We start from the raw sequence: 986 nt of genomic DNA on the forward strand, positions 1-986 counted from the left end.
TCAAATCGCGCACCGCCAGCAGGCCGCCCGCCATATTGTACGGCGCTTTATCGCTACTGAGCACATCAATCCAGGCCGGCGTTTGCAGCCGCTGGAAGTTCATCCAGAAACGCTGGAACGGCACCAGTTGCAGCGAGGCAGGATCATACCAGTGCAGATAAAGCGGAACACGGATCGCATCATAACTGAAACGCGGCGGCCAGGCGGTAGCCGGAGCCATTGAACCGTCGGCGTTCATCGCCACCCAGTCCATTGGCAGGCCACTGTCACCAAAACGCATCTCAGACAGCAGCTGCGTACCATCGTCAATCAGGGCGTTCCACACCTTCAAATGGCTGCGGGCAGCAAAGTCACGCCACGCCGGGAAAATAAAGTAGGATGGGTTGAGGATCACATAGCTGGTTTTGTTAAAACCCTGGGCGCCAGGCAACATAATCGTCCGCCCGGCAAAGGTGATCACATTGCGGTCAATAATCGCTTTTTGCAGACGATCGGACACTTGTAAATACGCCGGTACATTCCACTTATTGCCCGCTTTCAGCAGTGCCCAGGCGATCAACACATCACCATCAGAGGCGTTGTTGCGGTCACTGACCGGGTCGCTGGCACCGGGGGTGTACTTCCAGTAGAACAGACCGTTGTTCGGATTGCTGAGGTTCTTCTGCGTCCAGCGCCACAGGCTGTCGAAACTACTGCGGTCGTTGTAATACACCGCCATCAGCATCGCATAGCCCTGGCCTTCCGTGTGGCTGACATTATTATTGCCCGTATCCTGGATACGTCCTTCGGATGTCATAAAACGCGTTTTAAACGTGCTCCAACCGTCTGCGGCACTGGCCTGGGACATCCCCAGCACCAGCGCAAGCAAAATTATTCCTGCCCTGAACATTGCCATCATCCTACTCCTCATGCCTGGTAACGAAAGCGCAGTGAGCTTTCACCGGTCTCTTCACAGGTCAGGGAAACGTTATCGCCCCCTCCCTGAC

Annotated in this window: 1 protein-coding gene; it reads right to left on the reverse strand. The window is 55.5% G+C overall.

Going from position 1 to position 986, the window contains the following annotated elements; translation table 11 throughout:
- Positions 1-895 (reverse strand): glycosyl hydrolase family 8 (locus WH277_RS00285; protein ID WP_339503673.1); only part of this gene is annotated, 895 nt, incomplete at its 3' end.
- Positions 896-986: the final 91 nt, after the last annotated feature.

Source organism: Erwinia sp. MYb416, from assembly GCF_037479575.1.
GTDB lineage: Bacteria > Pseudomonadota > Gammaproteobacteria > Enterobacterales > Enterobacteriaceae > Erwinia > Erwinia rhapontici.